Below are 23,081 nucleotides of genomic sequence, written 5' to 3'. Positions count from 1 at the left end.
GGCCGTTCACGCTCCCTTGATCAGCAGGTCGCGGCGGAGGGAGAACTCGGCGTTGGCCCGGTCGTAGTCGTCGGGGCGGCCGATGTCGAGCCAGTAGCCGTCGAACTCGTAGGCGTGCGGCGGGGTGTCGTCGCTCAGCATGTCGAGGACGAGTTCGTCGAAGCCGAGCGGGAGACCGGGGGTGTAGCGGGCGAGGGCCTCGCGGGAGACGCCGTAGACGCCCATGGAGACGCGGTAGTCCATGCTGGGCTTCTCGGCGAAGCCGACGACGCGGCCCGAGTCGGTGGTCAGCACGCCGAAGTCGATGCTGACGCGGCGTGCGTAGGTGGCGATGGTCAGCGGGGCCGCGGAGGCGATGTGGCGCTGGAGGACGTCGCCGAAGTCGAGGTCGGTGAGCACGTCGCCGTTCATCACCAGGAAGTGCTCGGGCAGCCGGTCGCGCATGGTCAGCAGCGGGCCCATGGTGCCCAACGGGCTTTCCTCGCTGGTGTAGTCGACGCGCAGTCCCCACTGGGAACCGTCGCCCACGTAGGCTCTGATGATGTGGCCGAGGTGGCCGATGGCCAGGGTGCAGCTGGTGAATCCGGCGCCGGCCAGCTGGCGCATCACGATTTCGAGGATGGCGTGCTGGTCGCCGATCGGCACCAGCGGCTTGGGCAGGGCGGTGGTGTACGGGCGCAGCCGGACGCCCTTGCCTCCGGCCAGGATGACTGCGTGCATGGTGCCGTTCCTCTCTGCTCCCGGTCCGGGAGCGGTGGGCGGTGGAACGTCAGCGGTGGAACGTCAGCGGTGGAACGTCAGACGTTGTAGATGCCGGTCTTGTAGCGCGCGAGGTTGGCGGGGTCGCGGAAGAAGGCGATGGTGGCGGCGAGTCCCTCGTCGAGGGTGTGGGCGGGGGCCCAGCCGGTGGCGGCCCGCAGCCGGGAGGCATCGGCGAGCAGCCGCATCACCTCGGAGGCGCCGGGCCGGACTCGCTCCTGGTCGGTGCGGATCTCCAGGTCGGTGTCCATGAGCTTGCCGATCAGGCGCACCAGGTCGCCGACGGAGATCTCCTCCCCCGTACCGGAGTTGAAGGTGCGGCCGACGACGTCGGCGGCGGGCGCGGTGCCGACGGCGAGGAAGGCGGCCACGGTGTCCTTGACGTAGCTGAAGTCCCGGGTGGGCCGCAGGTCGCCGAGGGTGAGGGTGCGCTGCCCGGACGCCACCTGCCCGATCACCGTGGGGATCACGGCGCGCATGGACTGGCGCGGCCCGAAGGTGTTGAAGGGGCGCAGGGTGACCACGGGGAGCCCGAAGCTCGCGTGGTAGCTGTCGGCCAGCCGGTCGCCGCCCGCCTTGGACGCGGCGTACGGGGACTGGGTGTTGACGGGGTGGTCCTCGGTGATGGGCACGGTCAGCGCGGTGCCGTAGGTCTCGCTGGTGGAGGTGTGCACCAGGCGCGGGATGCCCAGGTGGCGTACGGCCTCCAGCACGTTGAGGGTGCCGGTGACGTTGGTCTCCACGTAGCTGTGCGGGGCGCGGTAGGAGTACGGGATCGCGATGAGCGCGGCCAGGTGGTAGACGGTGCCGGCGCCGGTCACCAGCGACTGGACGGAGCCGGGGTCGCGGACGTCGCCGAGGACGACCTCGACGTGGTCCATGACGTCCGCGGGCAGGTCCTCCAGCCAGCCGAAGGACGAGAAGGAGTTGTACTGCACCATGGCGCGGACCCGGTGGCCGCGCGCGACGAGCGCCTCGACCAGGTGCGAGCCGATGAATCCCTCGGCGCCGGTGACAGCGACGGGTGCAGGTGCGGACATGCGCGGTTCTCCCCTTTTCAGGAACGTATTCAGGAACGTTCTCGGGAACGGGCGTTCCGGTGCGGTGCTCAGCGGTGCGTGGTGATCCGTCCGAGCAGTGCGGTGGCGGCGGCCAGCAGGGCGGCCGCCGCGCAGGTACACGTGACGAGCTGGTCCTGGGCGGGTGCGGAGACGCGCAGGACGAGGGCGGTGGTCTCGGTCCCGGCCGCGGCGAGGCACAGCAGGGCCGGGGTCCAGGCGATGCCGTAGGCCTGGAGCATCAGTCCGGTCCACAGCACCGCGCCAAGCGCGAGCAGTGCCGCGGTGCGGGTGGGGTCCGGCAACGGGGCGTGGGGCCACAGGAGGGCGACGGCCAGCGACAGCACGGCCAGTGCCGCGAGATAGGCGGCGATGCACAGGGCGAGCACGCGGGCCGCCCCGAGCAGCATGCCGGGGACGGTCGTCGCCCGGGCGAGGGCGTCGAGGGCCCTGCCCCGGCAGCGGTGGAGCAGCCATTCGGCGACGCCCATGCTGAGGGTGAGGGCGAGGACGGCGGGTCCCGCGGTCCCGGTGCCACCGGTGTGCCGCAGGGCGTCGCCGAGTGCGGCGACGGTCGTCAACACCCCGCAGCCCAGGCCGAACAGGCCGTACGGGAGCGAGGCGAGCGGCGAGAGCGACGGTGGCCGCCCCTCGGTGCCGCGGGTCTGCAGGACGGTGCGGACGGCAGCGGCGGCCGCACCGCCCGCCGTGCCGAGCAGCAGCGCGGCCCCGGCCACGACCGGCGGCTTCTCCACCAGGGTCGCGGCTCCCCCGGCTGCGGTGGGCAACAGGGCGTACAGCAGCAGCCGTTCACGCCCCAGCACCAGCAGCGTGGTGGCCGCGGCCAGGTACAGCGCCTGGCCCGCGGCGAAGGCGTGCGCCCCGGCCGGGCCCGGCAGCAGCAGGGCGGCGGCGGTGGCGAGCAGTGCGCCGAGCGGTCCGCCGACGGCCAGGCAGCGCCCGGCCGCGGGGCGTCCGCCGGTGGCCAGCCGGAGGTAGGCGCGGTGGGCGAGGCCCTGGTTCCAGGCCCAGGCCAGCAGGGCGGAGGCGGCCAACGGGCCGGTGCCCGCGGGCAGTCCGCCATCGTGCCGGCCGCCGGTGATCAGGGGTGCGGCGAGGGTGTAGCCGAAGCCGGGCAGGGTGAACACCAGGGAGCGCAGCAGGCAGGCGCCGGGCGACACCCGCCAGGGGTCGGGGCGGGGCGGGGGTTCGGGGTGGCTGCGCGGGACCCGGGCGAAGAGCTCCTCGGCCAGTTCGAACGCGTCGTTTCTGCCGTAGCGTTCGGTGATCTGTTCGCCGGTGAGGCCGCCGGCCTCCAGGACGGCGGCGATCTCGTCGGGGTGCACGGCCGTCGCGCAGACGTCGGCCATCTCCTCGGCGAGGTCGTCGAGCGGGTCGGCCGCCCAGCGCGGCCGGTGCCGCGGCGGGACGGGGACGGCCAGTTCGTGCGCCGGTTCGGGCTCGTCGGGGACGAGGCGTAGGACTCCGCTCATCCCGCACCCCCGGCGGCCATGGCCATGGCGGGGGCGGACTCCCGGTGTTTCCGGGGCAGTTGCTGCACCGGGCGGAGTCCGCCGAGGTCACGGTAGATGTCGCGGAAGGCGCCGATGGTCTGGCGGAGGGTGAACTGCTCGACCACGCGCAGCCGTGCGGACTCCCCCATCCTCGCGCGGGTCCCGGGGTCGCCGAGCAGTTGCAGTGCGGCCTTGGCCATGCTCTCCGGGTCGCGGGGCGGTACGACGATCCCGCTGTCGCCGACGGCTTCGCGGACGCCGCCGACGTCGGTGGAGACGGTGGCGCGGCCGCAGGACATGGCCTCGATGAGGGTGAAGGGGAAGCCTTCGCTGATGCTGGAGAGCATCACCACGTTGCCCGCCGCGTAGGCGTCGCGGATGTCGTCGACGCGCCCCTCGAAGGTGACGGACCCGCCGACGCCCAGTTCCGCGGCGAGCTTCTCGCAGGCGGTGCGGTAGCCCTCGCCCCCGCGCGGGGTACCGCCGAAGAGGCGCAGCCGCGCCTCGGGTATCTCCCGGTGCACCAGCGCGAACGCCCGGATCAGGGTCTCCAGGCCCTTGATGGGGTCGACGCGCCCGGCCCAGCTGAGCGTCGGGATCTCCGGCTCCGGCCCGGCGGGCGGGAACGCCGCCGGGTCGACGCCGTTGTAGACGGTGCGGATGCGGTCGGGCGGGGTGCCCCCGTGCTCCTCCCAGCGCCGGTTGTAGCGGTTGCCCGGGGTGACGAGGGCGGCGCACCGGTAGCTCTCGGCCGCGAGCATCCGGAACAGCCCGAGCAGCAACGCCTTGACCGGCCAGCGGTAGGGCTCGCTACGGAAGCCCAGGTAGCGCTCGCGCAGATAGATGCCGTGCTCGGTGAGCAGGAACGGGGTGCCGTGCCGGTGGTGGGCGACCAGTCCGGGCACGGCGGCCAGGCCCCCGCTGACCGCGTGGGTGATTCCCTCGGCGGGGGCCCGTACGGCGAGCGGGCGCAGGGCGTGCTCCAGCAGGTCGGTGGCGGTCAGCGCATCGTGCAGGGTCGGGCGGGCGGCGGCCGTGCCGAGGCGGGGCCGGTTCCAGAGCCGGGCCAGGAGACGGGCCGCCGCCTCCCCGCGCAGCGCGGGGAAGAGGGTGCCCTCGGTGGCGTGGTCGGCCAGCCGGTGGAAGGTGCGGGCGAAGTGCTGTTCCTCGCCGGGGTCGAGCAGGGCCAGGAGGAACTGCTCGTAGCAGGTGAGGAATGCGCGCAGGGCCCGGCCGCGGGGAGCGCGGCCGGCGGGCGGCGGCCCCCACAGCGGCAGGGTGTCGACCTCCCGGACGTGCCGGGGCAGTTCCCAGGCGAGCTGCTCCCGGCCGGTTCCGGTGACGGCGATGACCCGGAAGTCGACGTCCGGCATCCCCTGGACCAGTTGGTCGCACCACACGCTCACCCCGCCGTGACTGTGCGGGTAGGTCCCTTCGGTGAGGAGGGTCACCGCAGGGATGTCGGATGCCGTTGCGGCATGCGATCCGTGCATGAAAGTCGGTTTCTCCAGGAAATGTCAGGACATAGGCGGAATCTGCACGGAGGTACGGACGCCGGGTCAGCGCCGGGCGGTTGCAGCGGGTCCGTAGGGCACCGGGTGGCTCACGCCGCGCGGCACGGGCAGGGCGGCTGCCGGTGCCGGCACGGTGGCTGCGGCGCCACCGGCCTTGTGGGGAGCGGGAGTTGTCCCGGTGGGCAGGGTGAAGTCGAGCCGGTTCCGACCGGCGGCCGGTGCGACCCAGGCGGAGCGGCTGCCGGCGTAGGCGGTGCCGAAGGCGGTGCCGCCCTGCAGGGTGCCGTCGGGCAGGGTGGCGAGGGCCTGGACCCCGGCGGGTGCGGTGACGGTGACGGCGTTGCCGATGCGGTAGGCGGTCACCTTGCCCGCGGCGAGGGCGGTGTTCCAGGCGGCGCGTTTGCTCAGCTCCGTACCGATGTCCCGCATGCGGAGGTTGACGATCGGCGTGTTGTCGGCGAAGAGCCCGGCGTAGTCGGAGAGGACGTTCTCCAGGACCTTGTAGCCGATCCGCTCCTCGGAGAGGTTGGACTGGTGCATGAAGTGCGGCCGCGGGTCGTTGGCGAGGACGTGGCTCAGGGCGATGCGGGTCTCCAGCGGCGCGATGTACGTGCCGAACCCGGTCCTCACGTCGAGCGGCTTGGGCAGGCAGGTGGTCACCTTGGAGTTCTCGCAGGTCCCGCCGCCACCGTCGGACTTCTTGGTGTAGAGCCAGTTGTATTCGTCCGTCTCCTCCTGCGCCGTCCCCGCGTTGTAGAAGACGTTCATGGGATAGCGGGGCACGGTGAGGGCGGGGCCCACGGGACGCTGCCGGGGTTCGCGCGAGGTGTCGCTGCCGAGCCAGGCGACACCGGACCTGGCGAGAACGGGCCCGAGTTCGGGGTTGTCCTGGGTCTGCTGCGGGAGCATCTTCAGACCGGAGTGCTCACCAGTGATGAGCTCGTCGTTGTCGATGGCCAGGCCTTCGCGGGCGGCCCAGGCGCGGTTGGTATTGATCTCGTCGCCGATCTTCGCTGCGCCGACCCACCGCGTCCTGCCCGCGGCGTCGGTGGCGCACTTCCAGGGCACGACGGTGGTGTCCTGCTCACAGCCCAGGAAGGCGTGGGTGTAGGTGTGGTTGATCCACCGGAAGGACTTCTGGTCGGCGGTGAGCTGCTGGAGCAGCGGGTCGGGCAGGCCGCCGTGCTCCGAGCGGTACTCCTCGCTGCCGACGCCGTTGAAGGCGAAGTCGAGGGGGAGGCGGTGGCTCTGCGACCACTGCTTTGCGTACTGCGCGTCGGCGGCCGTCATCCGCAGCGGCGGGTGCTCGGGGCTGGGGTTGCCGGGGCAGTCGACGTCGCCGGGCGTGCACTTGAGCTTTGTGTCCCAGCGGTCGTCGGAGGCGAAGACGTCGTCGACGTGCACGCCGAAGTAGTTGCGGGAGGCGCCGAGGTGGACGCCCTGGGTGAGCCACTCCACGATGCCCCGGGACACCAGCCGGTACTGCGACTGGTACTGGTTGGCGACGAAGGTGACGACCAGCTCGCTGCGCCCGTCGTGGTCGTACTGGCCGATCAGCGACCCGCGCCCGGTGCCGCCGGGGACGGCGGCGTCGAGGAGGGTGGTGTAGCCGGCGCCGTCGGGCTGCTGGGCCAGCGGCGCGGAAATGTATCCGTAACTCTCGCTGACGTTCGGGTCGTTGTCCTCGAACGGAACGTTTTTCCGGAGGTAGCCGAAGGGACCGGCGACCCCCGCCGGGGTGACCTGGGCCGTCTTCCCGTCCAGGGTGCCCGCGTAACCGGAGTCGGCGGGAACGTTCAGGCCGACGGCCGGACGGGCGTAGGTGCAGGCGTCGGCCTGGCGGATGCCGAATCGTTTCTCGTAGTCGGCCAGCGCGGCCATCTCGGCCGAACCCCCGCCGAAGGGGTTGTCGTTGGGCAGCACTACGCCCTGGTACTTGGCCCGGGCCCGCCCGTCCACGGTGTCGGCGAGGAAGGCGTCGTCGACCTTCTGCCGCGCGGGGTCGGTGAGATCGACCGTGGTGTACGGGGTCCCCGCGGCGTCCAGCGTGCTGCGGATGGCCTCCACCGAGGGACCGCCGTCGTCGACCACCAGCACCTTCAGATCGATGCGCGGCGCGGCGTCGGCGCCGCCGTCGGCCGCGTGCGCGGTCCCGGCCGGTAAGGCCATGCCCAGCAGAACGGCCGCCGCCCCCGCCGCGACCGGACGCGCACCGCGCCCGCTCCCCGTTCTTGCCGTTCTTCCTGTTCCCATGACGTCAACTCCCCCCGGGACACAGGCCACGCATGGGGTGCGCGCCGCCTTGTCGTCCAGGACCAGTGCGAGCGGCGCCGGGCTCGTTCTCCGATGCCGCACGCACAGCGAATGATCAAGCGAATGATCCCCACCATTCGGCCCCGCATCAGCCGGACTCCCCATTCCGGCTGCGACCGCTCCTGCCCTGAAACGGAAGCGGACGCCGATTGCCCGGATCCGGGCCGCGCGGGCGGAGCCGGGACCGCGCGGCATCGATGCGGCGCCGGGGCACGGCCGCGCCCCGGTTCCGGAAGCTCGACCGCCTCCCGACCGCTCAGCCATATAGTGCGCCATGCCCGGAGGCCACGCGGGGCGCACCGGGCAGGTGCCCAGGGCCGTTTATGAATTCCTGTCCTGTTTTCGCTGTAACCCCTCGCGGCTCTTTGCCGTCCGGGCTTCGCTCGCATGCCCGGGCATCGCCCGGGTGACCTGTGTCGACATTGGTATACAACGCCTCTGGACCATCTCTGCCGGAACCCCGTCGCACCTGCCCTTCCCGTATCCGGACGCCCCGAGATCGGCCTGATGCGAGCCGTCCGATTTGCCTGTTGCACACCGCATGTGACGAGAGCGGCCGGCATCTGCCGTTACCGGCAGGCGAATGGGGCCGTCCGGAGACCGGACCGGTCAAGTCGGTTCCGCGTGCCCCATGCGAACCGGACGACTCCGAGGGGCGGTTGAGTTCTGCTGCGGCGGCTCTTGACCGAAAGCCAGGGGGCATGGAGGTTGAGACGCAGACTTGGACTTGTCATGAGCACAATGTCACGCGGCATGGACGCTCGCTCCCACCCCCCCATGGCCCCTGGAGGAGCCACGCGAGAAGACGCCGAACTCCCCTGGCCATCCTGGCCGTTCTGACGGCCCTTCCCGTTCTGGGTGCCGGTCCCGCAGCGGCCCACGGCGCCGGCGCCGTTCCCTCGCCCGACGCGCCCCACCGCGGAGCCGTCACCGCCGCGCACGCCCCCGGCCACGACCGCGCGGTCCGCACCTTCGCCGAGGGCCGCCGGGAGCGCAGCGCCGCCGCCTGGACGCACCGGCCCCCGCCGGAGGTGGCGGGGGCCGGTGGTTGCCGTTATACGTATGCACGCCCTACGAAAGGCACTTCTCCATCCACATCACCGAAACGACTGGCGCGGTGATATCCGCCTGTCAATGCCGCCCTGCTTTGTCGGCCTGCTTTGTCGACCTGCCGGCTATCGACAGCTCAGTAGGTCGGAAGCTGCTTGGGGCTGAGGCCGTACTTGTTGTGCTGCGGGACGGTGTCCAGGCACATGAACACCAGCAGGACGATCCAGCCCACGATCGGAATCAGACCGAACAGCACCCACCACCCCGAACGATCGGTGTCGTGCAGACGCCGGACGGTGACGGCGAGCGTGGGAAGGAATATGGCCAGGCTGAACACGGTCCCGATGATCGAGTTCGTGCCGAGCACGGCGTCGGCGACGGCCAGCACGATGCTGATGACGATGCTGATCAGGGTGAACATCCAGTACTCCTGGCGGCGCGCACGCCCGCTGAACACCGCGTATTTCTTGAGTACATCCACGAACCAGTGCACTGGGTCTCCCAAAGCCGTCGGGTCCCGGAGGACCCGTTTTCCACAAGTAAAGCCGAGGTAAAAACTACACCATGTCGGCGGGGGCGTGTACCAGCGTGCATCCCGGGCGCATGGGAGCACCCGTCGGCGCCATAATTCGCCGGTTCAAGAAACCCCGGTGAACCCGAGCGGAATCAAGCACGCCCTCGACGAAGGCCCGCAACAACGGACGATGGCCTGCTCGAAGGCCATGTCGGAGATCGGCTGGAAGCTCCCCGAGAACGCGAGCGACCAGGAATGCGCCAGCCTCACCAGCCTCGCGGGCAGGACCCTGTCGGGAACCTTCCGCATGCCGCGCGCTGCGCATGACGAGCCCGCACTCGCGCAGCCAGGCCAGATGCTCAGCGGAGAAGTGCGCCTTGTCCGCGCGGAGTTTGACGGGTCGGCGCCGCCGTGGTCCCCGGCGGGACCGGACGGCGAGCATGCCGCGGATGAGCACGAGCGGAGGCCGCGTCGACGATCGCCGAGGTCCGGTCCACCTCGCCCCTGGCCCCGAGTTCGTACAGCATCGCCCGGTGCAGCCGACGCCACAGGCCGGCCTCGGTCCCTACCGTGAAGCGGCGATGCGCGGTGGCGGGCGACATGCCGAACGTCGGCGGCAACGGGGCGGCCGGCTCCCGGAGTTCATCAGGAACGAGACGCTTCGACAGATCAGCACCCACGACCGGCACCATGCCGCACGAACATCAAGTCACGTGAGACAACCCGCTAAGCCTTGATCGGTGCGGCCGACCTGGCGGCCTGCTCGATCTTCGCGCAGTAGGCTGCGCGGGCTTCCTCGTCGATCGGCTTCTCGTATTCGGCGCGCACCCCGGTCCGGCCGTCGAGGCCCTCGCGCAGGATATCGGCGTGCCCGGCATGCCGGATGGACTCGCCGAGGACATGGACCATGATGGCGAACAGGTTCGTGTTGGGATAAGACTCCGGCCACCACGGCACGTGGCCGGGGGCGTCGAGGGGAAGCTCGTTGATCGTCGCGTCCGCGTGTTCCCACGTGCGCCGGTAGAACCCGATGATCTGATCGCGGGTCTCGTCCTCGGTCACCCACAGATCGCTGCCGTTGGAGTCCTGCCATCGGGGCAGCGGTTCCGGGGAAGGGCGGTCGAAGACCTCGCCAAAGTACCTGGCCTCGACGGTGGCCACGTGTTTGACCAGGCCGAGGAGATTGGTCCCGGTCGCTGTCAAAGGCCGGCGGGCGTCGTATTCGGACAAGCCGTCGAGTTTCCAGAGCAGCGCCTTGCGGTCCCGCCGCAGTCTCCCGTGCAGGTTGTCCTTCGCGAATTCATCGATCATGCGGCATGAGCCTGCCATGGGCTGCTCGTGGCCTCAAGATCCCGTCCTCCTGCGTTCCCTGCACCGACGCCTCCGGTGTCCAGCTCGAAGCCGTCGGCTGGCGCGGCCGACGCTGAAGCCCGAGCGGCCGCCTCAACTCTCTCCCAGCACCGCCCGGATGACGTGCCGGGCGGTGCGCGCCATCGTCGGGTTCGTCGTCCGGTAGTACGGCAGCGCGATCAGCGCCTGCGAGAGCGTCCGCCCTCGGCCGCGCCGCCACGTCGCGTCGTCCACGCCGAGCGCTTCGCGGAAGGCCTCACGCGCCCTGGCGGGGAGCAGGTTCCACGCCGGGAAGAGGTCGCAGGCCGGGTCGCCCACTCCCGTGCACCCGAAGTCGATGACGGAGGTCAGCCTGCCGTCGCCGTCCACCAGCACGTTGCCCGGCATGAGATCGGCGTGCAGCCACACCGGTGGCCCGTCCCAGTCCGGGGCCCGCAGCGCGTCTTCCCAGACGGCGGTCACGGCGTCGCAGTCGACGTCCTCCTGCGGGATCCTGCGCAGTTCCTCGATCGCCGCCCGGGTCCCCGCGTCGAGCGAGGCGACCGGCCCACCGCGGTGCGCCGTCGGCGCGCCCGGCAGGGTGATGCTCCGCATCGCCGTCACGAACCCGGCCAGATCCACGGCAAGTTGCCCAGGCGCGCGCAGCGTGTCCGCCTCGGGGTTCTCCCCCGCCAGCCACCGGTACACCGACCACGGCCATGGGTACCCCTCGGCGGGACGGCCGGCCCCGAGCACCTCGGGGACGGCGGCGGGCAACCGGGGCGCGAGACGCGGCAGCCACTCCCGCTCCAGCACCACGTCCCCGGCCCCGCCCGCCACCAACGGCAGCCGGACGACCATGCGGTCGCCCAGCCGGTACATGGCGTTCACCGTCCCGCCGGACGGAACCCGCTCGACCGCCAGCCCGGCCCACTGCGGGAACTGCCCGGCGACGAGCCGCCGTACGAGGTCGTCGTCGATGGGGTGCGTACCGGGATGCATCTGCATCTGCCCTGTGCTCATGGGGCGCCAGTCGACCGCCGGGGGCGGAGGGGCGTCAATCGCTTTTCCCGCGAAACCGGTTCCTCCGACGGCTTCGGCGCGGACCTTCACGGCCTCACGTCCTCCCGCGAAGCCGCCCGTCCCGCCCCCGCCCCGCCCGTGCCGCCCCGCACCGCCGCCCTGTTGAACAGGTAGGAGCCCACCAGCACACCGACGACCACCAGCAGGCCGCCCCACAATTCGTGGAACGTGGGCCCCCGTCCCTCCCACACCAGGTTGAATGCGGCGCCGAACACCGCCTCCATCCCGATGACCGGGCCCATGACCGTGGCCGGCAACAGCCTCGATGCGATGTTCCAGAACCATGTCGCGCACCAGGAGCCCAGCACCGCCAGCGTCACGCACCAGAGCACGAACGGCCACAGTGTGCCTGCGTCCGCGAACGGGGACGGACCGGACGCGGCGTGGGCCAGGGGTACCAGGAACAGCGCGCCGCCGAAGGCACCCAGGCCGATGCAGGCCGTCCATGTGGTGTTGTCCACGGCGAACCGCGCGCGCTTGAGGACCATGCGGTTCGCGACGACGAAGTAGGACCAGGCCACACTCGCGGCGAAGCCCAGCGCAGCACCCAGCAGCAGGTCGCGTTCGCTGCCCGACCGCAGGGCGGATGCGCCGGAGTTCACCAGGAGCAGCCCGGCGGAGATCATCGCGACCGGGAGCAGCAGCCTGCGCCACTCCAGCACCTTCTCCAGCACGTTCGACGCCAGGGTGACGAGCAGCGGGATCAGCCCGGTCAGTGTCGAGGCGAGCACTCCGCCGCCGATCGCGGAGGACATCGACAGCAGGAGGTAGAAGCCGATGTAGCCCACGACCCCCAGGTGGAGGGCCGTCAGGAACGAGCGCAGGCCCAGTGCGCGCAGACCGCTGCGGCGTACGAACAGGACCGTCAGGGACATGAGTCCGAATACCGTGTACCGGCCCACCACCAGGTAATAGACGTTCACCGGGGCGACCGCGGCCGGCCCGAGAAACGTGAAGCCCCACAGGGCCGTTGCCGCGAGCGCCGACGACAGCCCCACGGCGAGCGAGCGGGGCGCCATGACGGTCATGTGTGCACGCACCTCTTCCCCAATTTCCCCAATGATCCATGCGGGCAGGTCAGCCGTGCACCTGCGCCACCGGGGTGAGGACGATGCGGGTGCGGGTGTGCGCCTCGACTGCTTTCCTGCTGTAGTGGAGCGGGAACGACCGGTTCTCGCTCCAGTCCGGATACAGATCATCCCAGTGTGCGTCACCCGGACGCCCGGACTGGCCGGGGCTGTTCATGGCGCGCGAGTCGTCCCAGCCCCCGACGTCCACCACGATGCGGAAGCTCGCTCCCTCGTCCTGGGCGAAGTGCCGGTCGTAGCCCGTGCTCATCACCGTGTCCCCGCTGCCCCCGCGTTCACGGCGCGGCAGCCGCGCCGGGTGCCGGCCGAGTCGGCCGGCCAGCGGGTGCGCCGGGGCAGCGTGGTGCAGGGCTCCCCAGCGCCACCCGCCCGGGTCGTCCCCCAGCAGTTCCCTCGTCTCCCGCAGAGCGTCCCGCAGTGAGCGGGTCAGCAGGGGGTCCAGCGTGCTGCGGTCGTCGCGCAGGGCGTGCAACAGCGCGATGTCGGTCCGGACGTCGACGCCCACGACCTCGTCGGCCGACAACCGGCGCATCGCCTCCGGCACCAGGTCCGGGGCCACGAGCCCGGACAGCGCGTGGCGCAGCAGCGCCGGGCGCAGGTGGCGGCGCGACCAGACCTGGTAGAACGCCGCCGCTGCGGAGCCGACCGTCTCGTCGGCGCCCCAGGAGCGCAACAACGCTACGGCTCCCGCGACTTCGGATCCCGGCCGGTAGCCGTCCAGAACAGCGAGTACCCGGCGCGCGGCGAGGTTCACCGTGTCGCTCTGCAGGCGCAGGCAGTCCTCGACGGTCACGGCCGTCGCGTCGCACAGGACCTCGGCGATGCGGTCGTGGCGGAAGCGGTGGTCCCAGTCGAAGGCGACAGGGCATCGGTCGTGCGGGAAGTCGGCGGGCAGGTTCATCTCGTTGGCGCTGGCGAACCAGCCCTCCGGGGGGTTCCGTACGGACGGCAGCCGGCCGGGGGCGAGGAAGCCGGACCATTCGTACCGCCCGTCGCCGGGGACCGGGAGCGTGCCGTCCCATCCCCTCCGTACGGGGACGAGTCCGGCGGGGCGCCAGCCGATGGTGCCGTCCGGTGTCGCGTAGACGACGTTCTCTCCGGGGGTTCCCCAGCGGTCGAGCGCGTCGACGAACGCGTCGGCGGTGCGCGCCCGGAGGCATGCGAGGCTGCCGAGGTACGGGGCCGCCCCGGGCTCCAGCCATGCGGCCCGGACGGCGAACGCGGTGTGCCGCTCCCCGTCGGTGTGGATCACCGGGCCGTGCCGGGTGAAGCGCAGTTCCACGTCGACCGGGGGCCGGCCCGCCACGTCGATCGTCTCCCGGACGACCCGCATGGGCTCCCAGCGGCCGGCGTAACGGTACTCGTCGGGCGCGTCCGGGTTGGTCTCGTACACGTAGAGGTCTTCCTGGTCGATCGCGAAGATCGTCACCCCGAAGGCGACGTGTCCGTTGTGCCCGATCGACAGGCCCGGCAGTACGGGTTCGCCGGCGCCGATGGCGTCGAGGCCCGGTGCCGAGAGGTGGACGAGGTAGCGGAGGGAGGGCACGGTGATCGCGCGGTGCGGGTCGTTGGCGAGCAACGGCCGCCCGGTGGCGGTCCGTTCCGGGCCGATCACCCAGTTGTTGCTGCCCTCCGGCCGGGTGTGCGGGAGCGGCGGGCCGTCGTCGGTGAAGTTCACGGGTACGGTCGCCAGCCGGTAGTCGGCGAGGACGTCGTCGGGGATCCGGGACAGGTCGAGCCCCTCGGGGACGCTCAGGTGCCGGCGCGGCTCGCGCACGCGGCGCAGTTCCTCCACCGCCGGGCCGAAGTCGCGCAGGGTGCGTGCGCGGGCCGCCTCCTGCTCGACGTTGCCGAACAGGCCGTGGCTGCGGATGACGGCGATGTCCTCCGGCGCCCACCGCCCCGGCCGGTACCCGAGCTCCCGGAACTCGGCGGGCAGCAGCTCGGGCCGCTGCTCGCACAGTTCCACGTACGCGTTGATGCCGTCGGTGAACGCGCAGGCCACGCGCTCGGTCGCCGGGCCGTACGCCGACCATTCGGTGTGCATGTCGCCCCGGTGGAGGAAGAGCCGTGCCGCCCGGTCCCGGGCCACGAACCGCTCCCCGAAGACCTCGGACAGCCGGCCGAGGCCGCGCCGGCGCCACAGGTCCAGCTGGAACAGCCGGTCCCGGGCGGCCTGGAAGCCCTGCGCGCGGAACAGGTCGTCCTCGGAGCGTGCGTACAGGTGCGGTACGCCGTGGTCGTCGACCAGGATCTCCACCGGTTCCGCCAGGCCCGGGACCGGGTACTCCTCGTCGGGCGTCATGTCACCCCTTCCCCTCTCGTTCCAGCGCGGCGCCGGCCGACAGCACCTGCCGGACGAGGAAGTCGAAGTCGGACAGCGTCGAGCGGTGGTTGTTGTCGGCCACGCGGATCACGAACTTCCCGTCGAGCACCGTGTGCGAGGGCATGGCCAGGCCCTCGGTCTGCAGCCGGGTCAGGACGGCCCGGTTGACGCGGTCGAGCTCCTCGGGGGCGGCGCCCGGCCAGACGTAGCGGAAGCACACCACGTTGAGGTCGCTGCGCGAGACGAGTTCCAGGCGGTCGTCGGCGTCGACGAGCTCCGCCAGGTGGGCGGCCTGGGCGATGTTGCCCTCGATGGCCCGGGCGAAGGCGTCGATGCCGTGGGTCTTGAGGGCGAACCACACCTTCAACGCCCGGAAGCGCCGGGACTGTTCGATGCCGCGGTCGGCGAAGGACAGCGGGTAGGACGCGGGCCCGCCGGCCGTCTTGCTGATGTAGTCCGCGCTGGAGGCGAAGGCGGCCTCCAGCGTCCCGGCCCGCCGGGTGAGGACGCAGCTGACGTCGAACGGCATGTACAGCCACTTGTGCAGGTCGAAGACGAGGGAGTCGGCCTCGGTCAGTCCAGACAGCAACGTGCGGTGGGACGGCAGGAGCTGGGCGAAGGCGCCGAACGCGCCGTCGACGTGGAACCAGAGGTCCTCCTCGCGGGCGACCGCCAGCAGTTCGTCCAGCGGGTCGACGGCGCCGGTGTTGACGGTGCCCGCGTTGCCGACCACGCACAGGGGGTGCAGCCCCGCGGCCCGGTCCGCGCGGATCGCGGCCCGCAGCGCCGCGACGTCGACACGGCAGGAGCGGTCCACCGGTATCTGCCGGAAGAAACGGCTTCCGATGCCGAGCAGTTCGACCGCCTTCTCCAGCGAGTGGTGCGTCTCCGTGGATCCGTAGACGGTGAGCTGTGTGCCGCCGGCGGCGGCTCCGTCGCGCCGGACGTCCGCGGCCGGTCCCTTCGCCTGACGCGCGGCGGCCAGGGCGGTGATCTGCCCCATGGACGCACCGCTCGTCAGCAGCCCGGAACCGTCTGCGGGCCAGTGCAGGGCCTCCTGGAGCCAGGAGATCACCTGTTGTTCGACCATCATCGCCGCGTTCTCGCCCGAGCCGAGCGTGCAGTTGACGAGGGAGGCGAGGAGATCTCCGTAGGCGGCGACGGGCACGCCCGACCCGTTGGCCCAGCCCCAGAAGCGGGGGTGGATGTTCCCGCGGGGGAACGGCAGGACGGTGGCCCGGAACTCCTCGTACACCTCCTCCATCGGGGTACCGGCGTGCGGCAGGCCGGTGCCGAGGGCGGCGCGCACCGTGTCGGGGACCGGCTGCCAGACGGGCCGGTCGCGGAGGCCCGAGAGGTAATCGGCCATGTCGTCGACGATGCGTTTGCCGAGGTCCCGGAACTCCTCCCAGTCGGGGTCGAGCGGGGCAGGGTCCGTGAGGTGCAGGTGCCGGTCCATGTCGTCGTCCTCGTCTCCAGGCACGTGGTCAGTTGCCCGCGACCATCAGTTGCCCGCGGCCAGGGGCAGCGGGACGGCCGGTACCGGGGGTTCCTTGTCCGTCATGAAGGCGGAGAAGCGCTCGGGATGGTAGAGCGCATGCATCGGGTGCGGCGCTCCGCTCAGCGAGGCCAGCACGGCGCGGGCGACGGCGGGGGCCTGGGCGAACCCGCCGGTGTTGTGACCGCCGTTGATGACGAACAGCCGCGCCCCGGAGGTCACTTCCGCGTGGTAGAGCCCGAGCGAGGTCGCGGTCCAGGGGCGTATGCAGTACTTGAACGCGTAGTTGTCGCCGGCCGCGGACGACGCCCCGAGTCCGGCGCGGTCCGGGAAGAGCCGTTCGATCGTGTCGAGGATGCCGAGCCGGATGGCGGTGAGTGCGCGCTCGTCCGGCTCGGTGGCGGCCCCGGTGTACCCGTAGCCGGAGCCCACGATGAGGATCTCCTGGCCGTCGGCGTCCCGCCCCACCGTCACGTTGGCGTCCTCGGTCACGTGGCCGCGGCGCCCGACCTTGAGCGAGTTCCCGAGCCGCCCGGCCCGGTTGCTGATCCGTGTCCAGCCGCCGAGGACGCCGTGGATCTTCCCCTCGCACGGCGTTCCCCGCAGCAGCTCCGGGCCGTACACCCCCGGTGACGCGACGACGTGCGCGGTGCCGGGGAGCGGCACGGGGCAGTCGAATCCGGTGACCGTGCCGGCGGCGTCGCGCCGTACCCGCGTCACCTCGGTGTCCCAGTGGAACCGGACGCCCCGGTGTTCGAGCCAGTCGATGATCCGGCCGGTGAACTTGTGCACGTTGAGGGTGAACCCCGGCACGAGGAGACCTCCGGCCAGGGTCCCGTCGCGCGCCGGGCGGGCCAGTGCCGGGTGGTCGCGCGCCAGCTCCGTGGCCGTCTGCTCCCGCAGGACGGCGCCGATGGCGCGGTGCCGGGCCAGTGCCGCCTCGAAGTGGTCCGGGTCCGAGTACACCCGCAGGATGCCGTCGGCGAGGACGACGCCCTCGAAGAGTTCGGGCCGGCGGCGGCGCAGGTGCTCCCACTCCCCCGCCGCCTCGGCGCTGAGGGAGAAGATGTCCTCGTTGTACGTGCGGGCCAGCCAGGACGGGACCCGCTCGAACTCCTCGATCCAGGAGCGCTCTTCGGCGGAGAGGGACCGCGGGTCGCGGGCCAGCCAGCCGCCCAGCTCGACCGGCCGCCGGAAGAGGTCCGGCACGGCGCCGTGGAAGTCCTGATTGTGGTAGTCGTCCATCTCGGTGAACGTGAACATGCGCGCGTCGTCGCCGCCGTGGCTGCAGCCGTACGCGCGCCACGGGGCGGTGCCGGGCGCGGGGGACCTGTCGAGCACGGTCACCCGGAAGCCGTCCTCCGTGAGGCGGACCGCGGTGATCAGGTTGACGATGCCGGCGCCGATCAGCACGACCTCACGGCTCCCCGCACCGTCCGGCGCGGGCAGTTGCTGCACCGGGCGGGCGAGCGCGACGTGCCGCTCGCAGCGGCCGAGAGCCGTGGCGATCGCCTCCAGACTGCTGCCGTCGTGCCGGAACTCGACGATGCCCGCTCCGGCGGGCGGGTAGGCGCAACCAGCCGCGTACGAGAGGCATTTGACTCCCGTGACGTCCTGCGACCAGCGTCGCAGCATCTCCGCGCCGGGGCGCCGCGAGGTGATCAGGCCGGTGGCTCCGTGCAGGACGAGGGCGTCGGTCACCTTCTCGTCGGGGGCGGTGTCCAGCGAGGGGTCGTACACGATGTTGCCGGACCGCAGGAAGTCCGAGGTCTCCAGACCGGCGTTCGCGATGGTGAGCAGAATCTTCATCACGCTTGAGATTCCTGTTCTGGTATGGGGCGTTGCGAGGAGGAGGCTCCTGCCGTCCCACCCGGCACGCGCGCGTGCGGTGGCCCGGCGTCCGGCCCGGCGGCGGCCGTCAGCGCTGCGCGGCGCCGAACGGCGGGGGTCGGCGGTGCATGCGCAGCCGTGCGGGTCCCGGCCCGTCGAGGACGAGGCCGGCACCGGTCCATCCGTCCCGGAAAGCCCCCTCCAGGGCACCGGTGTCCGGGAACGGGACCGTCCGCTCCGGTGTGCCGGCGGGCACGGCGGGCCATCCCTGCGGGCTGGGCCGGTACAGCAGGAAGCGCAGCTTTCCTCCGAATTTCCGTATCAGGTCGATGGGCTGGAATCCGGCTTCCGACAGGGTGCGCACTCCGTGCGGGTTGAGCGGCGAGCTGGTGGCGAACAGGTGCCGGATGCCGGTGTCCGCCACGTCGGCCAGGGCGCGGACGTTCATGAGCCGGGCGAGTCCGTGTCCGCGCCAGCCGGGCAGCACCGCGACGGTGTCCCAGTGGCCGACGGCCGCGTGCTCGTCCGGCGGCAGAGCGCTGTCCTTCGCCAGGTTGAACGGGCGGTCGTGGGGAAAGTAGACGAACCGGTAAGCGACCGTCTCGCCGTGGTGCGTCACGCCGTAGCAGAGACCGCCGTCGGCCAGGCAGTAGGCGATGAACTCGGGTGTGCTGGTCTGGAAGATGCCCGGCTCGGGCAGGGTGGCGGCGATCCGCTCCTGCAGGCCGAGCAGGAGCCCCAGGTCCCCGGGGCCGAGCCGGCGGACGTCGAAGGTCATGGTCCGGCCGCCGCGGAGACGAAGGCCGCGATCAGCGGATCGGGCCCGGAATCGCCTTCGTCGACGGGGAGTTCGGGGTGCCACAGGACACCCACGGTCCACGCCGCGCCCTCCCGCTCGATCGCCTCGGCGAAGGAGTCGTCGGACCGGGCCGTGACCCGCCACCGGACGCCGCCCGGTGTCTGCTCGCCCAGCCCTTGGTGGTGGTAGGACGTGACCTTCAGCTGCCCCTCCCCGTAGGCGTCCGCGACTTTGCTGCCCGCGACGGGGGTGACTCCGTGCCGGGAGGGCTCGGTGAGCGACGTCCGGTGCGCGACGAGCCCGCCGTTGACGTCCGGGAGATGGGGTATCAGCGGATTTCCGGTGGCGGTGTGGAGAATCTGGGCGCCGCGGCAGATGCCGAGGGTCGGCAGCCCCCGGTCGAGCGCCGACCGGGCGAGCCGGATCTCGAATCGGTCGCGTCCCGGCTGGTAGACATATCCGGCCTGGCCGGTGGTGCCCGTGCAGTGCGCGGGGTCGATGTCCTCGCCCCCGGTGAGCAGTAACCCGTCGACGACGGAGAGATACGGTTCGCAGAGTTCTTCGGCAAGACAGGGCACGACCACCGGCAGCCCGCCCGCGCGCGCCACCTGCTCGACATATCCCCGGTGAATGCTGTGGCTCTGTATCGCTTCGCGAAAGCGTGACGTAACCCCGATGCGGGGCCTCATGCACATATACCCAACTCCTCGAAATCGAGCACGCAATGGGTATCGCCATGTGACCGGACGGCACGCTAACCGACCGTTCATGGATCGCGCAAGATCTCCACCGTGAACGTTGCCGCCTCAACACGGCTGTTTTGTCGGGGCATTGACAACGAACAAGCGATGACCTCACCATTATCGGCGTCCGGCGATCAAGGGCACTTGCACACCGCACCCGAATGCGACAACGCCGCCGGTCCCGGAGGAGTTTCCTCCGTTCCCCACGACAGCCCCGCACCCGCCCCGGATTTCCGTTGCACCGGCCGGGACGGAGATTTTCTGCGCCCTCCATCCATACAGGCCGGCCATTGCCCGTGCGCAATGGCGCCGACGGGAGAGGTACTGACACGTGACTGGTCGATCCGTCCGCACGCCGAAAGATCTGCTGGCCAACAAGCTGATCGACGAAGCCGATCTTCCGGAGATCGCCGACGTCGCCCGGCGCTATGCCGTGAGCATCACGCCGGCGATGCAGGACCGCATCTTCGAGACGGACGATCCGGTGGGCAGACAGTTCGTCCCCACCGGCCGGGAACTGATCGTCACATCGGAGGAGAGCGACGACCCCATCGGCGACGACCCCTTCACCCCCGTGAAGGGGATCACCCACCGCTACCCGGACCGGGTGCTGTTCAAGCCGGTGCACGTCTGCCCCGTCTACTGCCGCTTCTGCTTCCGGCGCGAAGTCGTCGGCCCGGGCGATCAGATGCTCCGGGACGCCCACCTGGAAGCGGCCCTGGACTACATACGGGCGCACCCCGAAGTGTGGGAGGTCGTCTTCACCGGCGGCGACCCGCTCGTCATCGCCCCCGTCAAGCTGCGCCCCATGCTGGAGGCGCTCGACGCGATCGAGCACGTGAAGGTGATCCGCTTCCACACCCGGGTACCGGTGGTGGACCCGCGCCGGGTGACGGCGGACCTGGTCGAGGCACTCCGGCTCACGACGCCGGTGTGGGTCGTCGTCCACACCAACCACAGCCAGGAGATCGGCGACGAGGCCCGCGCGGCACTCGGCCGGCTCGTGGACGCCGGCATCCCGCTCGTCAGCCAGACCGTGCTGCTCAAGGGGGTGAACGACACCCCCGAGGCGCTGGAGGAGCTGTTCCGCACCCTGATCGTGAACCGCGTCAAGCCCTACTACCTGCACCAGGGCGACCTGGCCAAGGGCACCAGCCACTTCAGGACCACGATCGGCGAGGGGCAGGAGCTGATGCGGCGCCTGCGCGGCAGAGTGTCCGGCATGTGCCAGCCCACCTACGTCCTGGACATCCCCGGCGGTCACGGCAAGGTGCCCATCGGCCCGGTGTACCTGGCGGACGATGCCACCCGGGTCACCGATCCGTGGGGCGAGGAGCACGTGTACCCCCCGAAGCCCGCGGGAGGACAGGCCGGATGAGCACGAGACCGAGCCGCACGATCCTCGCGAACATCAACAGCGACACCATGGCCGAGCACCCCACGGACCGCTACCTGCGGGCGATGGCGCTGCCCACGCCCCGCATGCTGTGGGAGGCCGAACCGGGCGACTGCGTGGTGCTGCTGGCCCCGTGTCCCCCGCACTTCCGCGACTACGTGGCGCGCACCCTCGGCCTGGACGTGGACCGGGTCGACGTCGTCGCCCCTCCGGAGACCGCCACCGTCCACGCCCTCGACGTCGTCGACGCACTCGGCGCGACCGGCCGCCTCACCGGACGGCCCGTGCTGGAACCCTTCGCCCTGGACCGCCCGGTGCTGGAGTTCGCCCGCCGGACCGGCGTGCAGCTGTATCCGTACTCCGCCTGCCCCGACAACTCCGTCCTGGACACCGTCCGGCGCGTCAACACCAAGAGCGGCATCCGGGAGACGGTGGCCGCCCTGGGACTGCCGGTCGCGGACGGCGGCTTCGCCGCCACCCGGGACCGACTCGTCGAGAAGCTCGTCGCGTTCCTCTCCGACCGCCCGGCGGCGATCGTCAAGACCGACCGGTCCTCGACCGGCTTCGGCAATCTGGTGATCGAGGCCGGCGCACCGGCCTCCCGGGCCCGGCGCATCCAGGAGGTCCTCGGCAACGGTCCGGACCCCGCCTGCGGCTGGACCTTCGAGGAGTACCTGCCCCTCACCGCCTCCCCGAGCATGGAGATGCTCTGCGAGGACGCCGGCGTCCGCGAGTACTACAGCTGCGACCAGCGGACGGTGAACAACGCGTGGACGGGCATGGTGGCCCCCGCCGCCGAGGGCCCCTGGCACGGTGAACTCCGCAAGGCCGCCGTGCTCGTCGGCAACTGGCTGCACGCGCGGGGCTACCGCGGCATCTTCGACGTCGACTGCGGCACGTACGACGGCGGTTACGTGATCACCGAGGCCAATGTCCGGGTCACGGGCGGAACGTACCTGGAGAAGCTGGCGCGCCGGCTGCGCCCCGGCGACGCCCCCGTGCACTGGAGGGCGGACAGCCGGCCCGGCGGGCCGGGCCCCGGCTTCGCCGAGGCGCTGCGCCGCATCGAGGCCGCGGGCCTGGCCGACCCGTCCGCCGCCGCCCGGGCCGTTCTCACGGCGGACACCCGGGAGACCGACGGGAAGTGGCGCTACCTGGTGGTGGGCCGGGACGCCGAGTCGGTCGCCGCGGCCGAACGGGAGACGGAGGCGCTGCTCGGCCTCGACTCCGGGTGACGTGCCCAACCTCCCTCCGCCCACCGCCACATGACCGGATTGCCCATGGACGCGCCGGCCGCCGCCCCGTGATCATTGCTGCCCGGCAGGCACCGCGACCGCCGGCGCTCCCCGACCAGAACGGCCTCCGCATGAACGTCGTCACCCGCCAGCGCGGCGGCATTCTTCCGCTGACCATCGCCTCGGTCCTCTGGGGCGTGTGGACCACGGCCGAGAAGTACTCGCTGTCCGGCCTCCCCGTGATGACCGTCCTCGGCGTCTCCCTGGCCGCCGCCACCGCCCTGCTGTGGGCGGCCCTGCTGAACAAGGGGCACCAGCGGCCCGACCGGGCCCAGTTGAGGCTGCTGGCCGTGCTGGGACTGCTCGAACCCATGCTGGGCTACGCCGCGATCAGCATGGGCCTGGTGCACATCGAGGCGACCCAGGGCGCCCTGCTCTCCGGCACCGAGTCCTGCTTCGTGGTGGCACTGGCGGCGATCGTCGGCCGCCGCCTCCCCACGGTCCGGGGCATCACCGGCGTCCTGCTGGCCACGGCCGGAGTGGCCCTGCTCAGCGGCGCGCACGCGACCCTCGGGCTGACGCCGGGGGACCTGATGGTGCTCCTCGGCTCCCTGGCCGCGGCCACCGCAACCATCGTCGCGGGACGCGCCGTACTGGACCTGGAACCCCTGGTGGTGACGGCCTATCAGTTCGCCTTCGGCTTCCTGTTCACCCTGCCGCTGCTGGTCTGGCAGTGGGCGGCGGGCAGCGGCGGCGCCACCGCCGGGGCCGAGCCGGGGCACTGGATCGTGGTCGTGTTCGTCTGCGGCGGAGGCCTGGCGGCGGCCTTCCTGCTGTTCAACCATGCGATCACCCGGGTCTCGGTGTCGGCCGCGGGCGTCGTCCTCAACATCATCCCGCTGTTCGGCCTGCTGGCCGCGACCCTGTTGCTGGGCGAGAGCGTCAACCGCTGGCAGTGCTTCGGGGCCATGCTGATCCTGGGGGGAATCTTCCTGTTCACGGACTCGGACGTGGAAGGAGGATGAGGCTCGG

17 protein-coding genes are annotated in these 23,081 nt (G+C 71.6%); 3 read left to right on the top strand and 14 right to left on the bottom strand.

Annotation, left to right across the window (positions count from 1 at the left end):
• Positions 1-6 precede the first annotated feature (6 nt).
• From ACMATS_RS33275 to ACMATS_RS33210, 14 genes are all read right to left on the bottom strand, one after another.
• Entirely contained in the window at positions 7-720 is a 714-nt protein-coding gene (locus tag ACMATS_RS33275; RefSeq protein ID WP_390775664.1) for a nucleotidyltransferase family protein, read from the bottom strand.
• A gap of 77 nt (positions 721-797) precedes the next feature.
• Positions 798-1,799 (bottom strand): SDR family NAD(P)-dependent oxidoreductase, encoded by a 1,002-nt coding sequence (locus ACMATS_RS33270; protein ID WP_414170012.1) that lies wholly within the window; start codon positions 1,797-1,799, stop codon positions 798-800.
• 68 nt (positions 1,800-1,867) lie between these two features.
• A complete protein-coding gene (locus ACMATS_RS33265; RefSeq protein WP_414170011.1) occupies positions 1,868-3,310 on the bottom strand; it encodes a hypothetical protein in 1,443 nt (480 codons plus the stop codon).
• Positions 3,307-4,824, bottom strand: coding sequence for a GT4 family glycosyltransferase PelF (gene pelF / locus ACMATS_RS33260; RefSeq protein WP_414170010.1), 1,518 nt, complete (start codon positions 4,822-4,824; stop codon positions 3,307-3,309). The genes ACMATS_RS33265 and pelF overlap by 4 nt, the downstream gene beginning before the upstream one ends.
• A gap of 66 nt (positions 4,825-4,890) precedes the next feature.
• Positions 4,891-7,098 carry a hypothetical protein gene (locus ACMATS_RS33255; RefSeq protein ID WP_414170009.1) on the bottom strand — a complete coding sequence of 736 codons (2,208 nt, stop codon included), beginning with the start codon at positions 7,096-7,098 and terminating at the stop codon, positions 4,891-4,893.
• A 1,246-nt stretch (positions 7,099-8,344) separates the two neighbouring features.
• Complete coding sequence (locus ACMATS_RS33250; protein ID WP_390775669.1) at positions 8,345-8,701, bottom strand: DUF805 domain-containing protein; 357 nt, start codon at positions 8,699-8,701, stop codon at positions 8,345-8,347.
• A gap of 747 nt (positions 8,702-9,448) precedes the next feature.
• Positions 9,449-10,033, bottom strand: coding sequence for a DinB family protein (locus tag ACMATS_RS33245; protein ID WP_414170008.1), 585 nt, complete (start codon positions 10,031-10,033; stop codon positions 9,449-9,451).
• A 132-nt stretch (positions 10,034-10,165) separates the two neighbouring features.
• Positions 10,166-11,074: an aminoglycoside phosphotransferase family protein gene (locus ACMATS_RS33240; RefSeq protein ID WP_414170007.1), complete on the bottom strand. Its 909-nt coding sequence runs from the start codon at positions 11,072-11,074 to the stop codon at positions 10,166-10,168.
• A gap of 86 nt (positions 11,075-11,160) precedes the next feature.
• Entirely contained in the window at positions 11,161-12,162 is a 1,002-nt protein-coding gene (locus tag ACMATS_RS33235) for a DMT family transporter (RefSeq protein ID WP_414170006.1), read from the bottom strand.
• A 49-nt stretch (positions 12,163-12,211) separates the two neighbouring features.
• Positions 12,212-14,527 (bottom strand): penicillin acylase family protein, encoded by a 2,316-nt coding sequence (locus tag ACMATS_RS33230; protein WP_414170005.1) that lies wholly within the window; start codon positions 14,525-14,527, stop codon positions 12,212-12,214.
• 1 nt (position 14,528) lies between these two features.
• Positions 14,529-16,031 carry a pyridoxal phosphate-dependent decarboxylase family protein gene (locus ACMATS_RS33225; RefSeq protein ID WP_414170004.1) on the bottom strand — a complete coding sequence of 501 codons (1,503 nt, stop codon included), beginning with the start codon at positions 16,029-16,031 and terminating at the stop codon, positions 14,529-14,531.
• Between the two features lie 21 nt (positions 16,032-16,052).
• Positions 16,053-17,855 carry an FAD-dependent oxidoreductase gene (locus ACMATS_RS33220; protein WP_414170003.1) on the bottom strand — a complete coding sequence of 601 codons (1,803 nt, stop codon included), beginning with the start codon at positions 17,853-17,855 and terminating at the stop codon, positions 16,053-16,055.
• Positions 17,856-17,964: 109 nt separating this feature from the next.
• On the bottom strand, positions 17,965-18,654 hold the full coding sequence (locus ACMATS_RS33215; RefSeq protein ID WP_414170002.1) for a GNAT family N-acetyltransferase: 690 nt from the start codon (positions 18,652-18,654) through the stop codon (positions 17,965-17,967).
• Positions 18,651-19,364 (bottom strand): gamma-glutamyl-gamma-aminobutyrate hydrolase family protein, encoded by a 714-nt coding sequence (locus ACMATS_RS33210; protein ID WP_414170001.1) that lies wholly within the window; start codon positions 19,362-19,364, stop codon positions 18,651-18,653. The genes ACMATS_RS33215 and ACMATS_RS33210 overlap by 4 nt, the downstream gene beginning before the upstream one ends.
• Positions 19,365-19,749: 385 nt before the next feature.
• Here ACMATS_RS33210 and ACMATS_RS33205 point away from each other — a divergent pair, with 385 nt between their 5' ends.
• The 3 genes from ACMATS_RS33205 (at position 19,750) to ACMATS_RS33195 (ending at position 23,074) form a co-directional block, all read left to right on the top strand.
• Entirely contained in the window at positions 19,750-20,796 is a 1,047-nt protein-coding gene (locus tag ACMATS_RS33205) for a lysine-2,3-aminomutase-like protein (protein WP_390775678.1), read from the top strand.
• On the top strand, positions 20,793-22,049 hold the full coding sequence (locus ACMATS_RS33200; protein WP_414170000.1) for a hypothetical protein: 1,257 nt from the start codon (positions 20,793-20,795) through the stop codon (positions 22,047-22,049). The genes ACMATS_RS33205 and ACMATS_RS33200 overlap by 4 nt, the downstream gene beginning before the upstream one ends.
• Before the next feature lie 131 nt (positions 22,050-22,180).
• Positions 22,181-23,074, top strand: coding sequence for a DMT family transporter (locus ACMATS_RS33195; protein ID WP_414169999.1), 894 nt, complete (start codon positions 22,181-22,183; stop codon positions 23,072-23,074).
• The last annotated feature ends 7 nt before the right edge of the window (positions 23,075-23,081 follow it).

The sequence above is a fragment of the Streptoverticillium reticulum genome, from assembly GCF_047456005.1.
Lineage (GTDB): Bacteria > Actinomycetota > Actinomycetes > Streptomycetales > Streptomycetaceae > Streptomyces > Streptomyces reticulum.
This window is presented reverse-complemented; position numbering and strand designations above follow the sequence as displayed.